This window comes from Nevskia sp. (genome assembly GCF_023266035.1).
Lineage (GTDB): Bacteria > Pseudomonadota > Gammaproteobacteria > Nevskiales > Nevskiaceae > Nevskia.
In genome coordinates this window covers 1-4,151 of sequence record NZ_JAHFRY010000224.1, presented here as the reverse complement: position 1 = coordinate 4,151, position 4,151 = coordinate 1, and the positions used below count along the sequence as shown (strand labels likewise).

At 61.6% G+C, this 4,151-nt stretch carries 3 protein-coding genes; all 3 read left to right on the top strand.

The window, feature by feature from the left end; translation table 11 throughout:
• The coding region (locus tag Q0D45_RS21180) for a CusA/CzcA family heavy metal efflux RND transporter (protein ID WP_293397798.1) at positions 1-2,298 on the top strand (2,298 nt) is incomplete at its 5' end.
• A 61-nt stretch (positions 2,299-2,359) separates the two neighbouring features.
• Positions 2,360-3,304 (top strand): cation diffusion facilitator family transporter, encoded by a 945-nt coding sequence (locus Q0D45_RS21175; RefSeq protein ID WP_293397795.1) that lies wholly within the window; start codon positions 2,360-2,362, stop codon positions 3,302-3,304.
• The gene (locus Q0D45_RS21170) at positions 3,301-3,843 is read left to right on the top strand and encodes a DUF411 domain-containing protein (RefSeq protein WP_293397792.1); all 543 of its coding nucleotides are present in this window, start codon (positions 3,301-3,303) and stop codon (positions 3,841-3,843) included. Before Q0D45_RS21175 ends, Q0D45_RS21170 begins: the two co-directional genes overlap by 4 nt.
• Positions 3,844-4,151 lie beyond the last annotated feature (308 nt).

Below are 4,151 nucleotides of genomic sequence, written 5' to 3'. Positions count from 1 at the left end.
GGCATCGTTCTGAAGCGGCTCGGCGCCAATACCAAGGCGACCATCGACGGCGTCAAGGCCCGCCTGCCGATCATCCAGAAGGCACTGCCGAAAGGTGTCGAGCTGGTGCCGTATTACGACCAGGCTGATCTGGTCAACAAGGCCGTGAGCACGGTGACAAAAGCGTTGCTCGAAGCCTTCGTGCTGATCGTCATCGTGCTGCTGCTGTTCCTGATGAACGTGCGCGCAACGCTCCTGGTGCTGCTGTCGATTCCGCTATCGCTGGGTCTGGCGCTGGCGGCGATGTCGTACTGGGGCGTGTCGGCGAACCTGATGTCGCTGGGTGGGCTGGCGATCGCCATCGGCATGATGGTCGACGGTTCGGTGGTGATGATGGAAAACATCTTCAAGCACCTGTCCGAACCCGACGCAGAGCATGCCGCCCATACCAAGGCGGTGAATCCGGGTGATCCCGATCCCTACGACTCCGCCCATGATCGCCACGGCATGGCCGTGCGCATCATGTTTGCGGCACGCGAAGTCGGCCGCCCGGTGTTCTTCGCGGTGTTGATCATCATCGTCGTGTTCACGCCTTTGTTCTCGCTGGAAGGCGTGGAGGGCAAGCTGTTCCAGCCGATGGCGATCTCCATTGTGCTGGCCATGGTCGCCTCGCTGGCGGTGGCGCTGGTCGTGATCCCGGCCCTGTCGAGCTACTTCTTCCGGGGTGCGGTTCATCACCGCGACAACTTCGTGCTGCGGTTCCTGGAACGGACTTATCGCAACGTGCTCGGCTGGGCGCTGGGTCATCGCAAGACCATCGTTGGCTCGGCAGCCGCGTTATTCGTCGGTGCACTGGCCTTGGTGCCACTGCTCGGCACCGAGTTCGTGCCGATTCTTGAGGAAGGCACGCTGGGAATGCGGATCACCCTGGCGCCGTCGGTGAACATGCCGACTTCGGTCGCGCTGTCGCAGAAAATCGAAGCGAAGCTCATGGAGATTCCCGAGATCACCTATGTGTTGAACCGCATTGGCCGGCCCGAGCTGGGTGGCGACCCCGAAGATGTCAACAACCTGGAGTGGTACATCGGACTAAAGCCGGCCGACGAGTGGGTGTCGGCGAAGAATCGTCCCGAGATGGAGGCGTTGATCGGCGAAAAGCTCGAAGCATTTCCGGGTCTGCTGGTGGCGTTTGGTCAACCGATTGCGACGCGAGTCGACGAGCTGCTGTCCGGTGTTCGTGCCCAGCTGGCAATCAAGCTGTTCGGGCCGGAACTTACCGTGCTGGCTGAAAAAGGCGCGGCAATCGAGGCGCTGACCCGCAGCGTGCGTGGCACCAAGGATGTCGCCATCGAGCAGATCGAGGGCCAGGCGCAGTTGGTCGTCCGGCCGGATCGGGATCGCCTCGCGCGTTACGGCATTCCGGTGGCTCAGGTCATGAGCCTGGTCTCGGATGCCATCGGCGGCAGAAACGCTGGCCAGGTGATCAAGGGCAACGAGCGTTACGACATCTATGTGCGACTGGCCGAACCGAATCGCGCCAATGCCGAGGCGATCAAGGCCCTGGTGCTGCAAGGCCCGAACGGCAGCCAGGTGCGACTCGGCGATGTTGCTGAGCTGACTATCGAAGCCGGTCCCCCGCAGATTCGCCGCGACGACGTGCAGCGACGCGTGGTGATCCAGGCCAATGTCGAAGGTCGTGACATGGGCGGCGTGGTCAAGGAACTCGACGAACGCATCTCCCGCGAAGTGAAGTTGCCGCCGGGCTATTCGGTGGTCTTCGGCGGCCAGTTCGAGAACCAGCAGCGCGCCCAGGCGAAGCTCGCGATCGTCGTGCCGCTGGCCTTGGGCATGATCTTCCTGCTGCTGTTCTTTGCCTTCAGCTCGCTGGGTCAGGCGACCCTGATCATGGTCAACGTGCCCTTGAGTTTGATCGGCGGCATTGTCGCGCTGTTCCTGTCAGGTCAGTACCTGTCGGTGCCGGGCTCGATCGGCTTCATCGCACTGTTCGGTGTGGCGGTGCTGAATGGAGTCGTGATGGTGACGGCGATCAACCAGAGACTGCTGGATTCCGGCGATTTCTCGCTGGCGGTGTTTGAAGGTGCCTTCTCGCGCCTGCGGCCGGTGTTGATGACGGCCTTCATCGCAGCACTCGGCCTGATCCCGATGCTGCTGGCCCAGGGCATCGGCTCGGAAATCCAACGGCCTCTGGCCACGGTGGTGGTTGGCGGGCTGTTCTCGTCGACCTTGCTGACTCTGGTCGTGCTGCCGGCCTTGTATCCGGTGTTCTCGAAGAAGCTGATTGAGCGAGACAACAGCTGATCGGGCCTTGGCGCATCGCGAAAATGCGATGCGCCAAGTCGCCCCTCTACGGAGACGATTGATGAGCAAAGAATCACACCAGGGCCACGAGCACGCCAAAACCAGCAACGAAACCCGCTTGTGGTGGGCCTTCGGGCTGACCGGCAGCTATCTCATCGTGCAGGTCATCGGCGGCGTGCTGACTCACAGCCTGGCACTACTGTCCGATGCCGCGCATATGCTGACCGATGTCGTCGGCATCGGCATCGCGATCGCCGCAGTACGGATTGCGCGACGACCGGCGGATGCACAACGCACCTTCGGCTATCACCGCTTCGAGATCCTCGCCGCAGCAGCCAATGCGGTGATCCTGTTTCTGGTCGCGGTCTACATTTTCTACGAGGCGATCCAGCGCTTTCAGCAGCCGGAAGCAATCAATACCTGGGGAATGCTCGGCGTGGCTGCCGTGGGCCTCATCGTCAATCTGATTGGCTTGAAGCTGCTGCAGGACGGTAGCGAAGGTAGCCTCAACGTCAAAGGTGCCTATCTGGAGGCGCTCGCCGATGCGGTCGGATCGGTCGGTGTGATCGCCGGTGCCCTGATCATTCGCTTCACCGGCTGGGCCTGGGTCGACCCGGTCATCGCCGTCGGCATCGGGCTCTGGGTGCTGCCGCGGACCTGGACGCTGTTCAAGGAAAGCCTGAACGTGTTGCTGGAAGGCGTGCCACGCGGTCTCAGCCTCGATGAGATTCGCCAGCGCTTGCTGGCCGTCGATGGCGTGATCTCTGTTCATGAACTGCATGTCTGGTCGATCACCAGTGGCAAGAACAGCCTGACTGCGCATCTGGTTGTCGATGAAAGCGACGAACGATTCCGGCAGGACCGGCTCGATGCCGCTCGGATCATGCTTCGGGAGCGCTTCGCGCTGGAGCACACGACGCTTCAGGTCGAATATCGAAACTGCGAAACAGCGGCCGAATGCTTTCCGACGACCGAAGCCGGCCATGAACAGGGTGACGCGCCGTGAACAAGGCTCGGCTCACCAAATCGACATCAAAACGAAAAGTACCCCCAAGCAAAAATTCCGAAGAGACCATCGACGGCCTTCCTCTGCACCATCTGAAGCTGATCGCAGGGGCGGCCGTAGCGTTTGGCATCGTTGCGGGAATCGTCGTCAACTGGGAGCGGCTGTTTCCGACGGCGCCGGAAAATCTGGTGGAGATGGCCTGGACCCACCGATGCCACTGCGTGAAGGGCTGGATGAAAGCCCTTCGAGGCGACGGCTTTGTCGTTCGAGATTTCGAGTTGAAGGATCTCGACGGCACTCGGCGACGCTGGAACCTGCCGGCCGACTATCGCGGTTGTCATCCGGCGAAGTATCTGGGCTATGTGCTGGACGGTCACGTGCCTGCCGAACTGCTGCGTCGTTTGGCTAACGAGCGCCCTGAAGCCATAGGGGTGATGCAAGTCAACAATTTGGGGAGCGAAGGAGAGCAGCGCTCGCCTACGGAAAAGCCACGCTTCGAATTGATTGATCGCGACGGCAAGCGCCGCGCTTGGCCATGAACTGTCGGTTGAGACGCTTGGCTGAAGGAAGCCACTTTCAAGTCCAGAACGTCGGGGCGCTTCTGATGCCCGGCACGCGATTCTTGACCTCGCGGCCGTCCGCGCCTCGGCAGTGGAAGCACAGTTTCGGGGATGGTTCCAGCGAGTCTGCTTCATCAAGTACGGAGTGCCCAAGATGACCGAGCCGCCTACAAGTGAAGCGCCGAAAGTTGCCGTATCTGCGGATGCCTGCGGAAGCTGCAACGCCCCAGCGTCTGGGGCGGTGCCGGGGCCTGTCGATCGCAGCAGGCGGCAGTTCCGGATTCCGA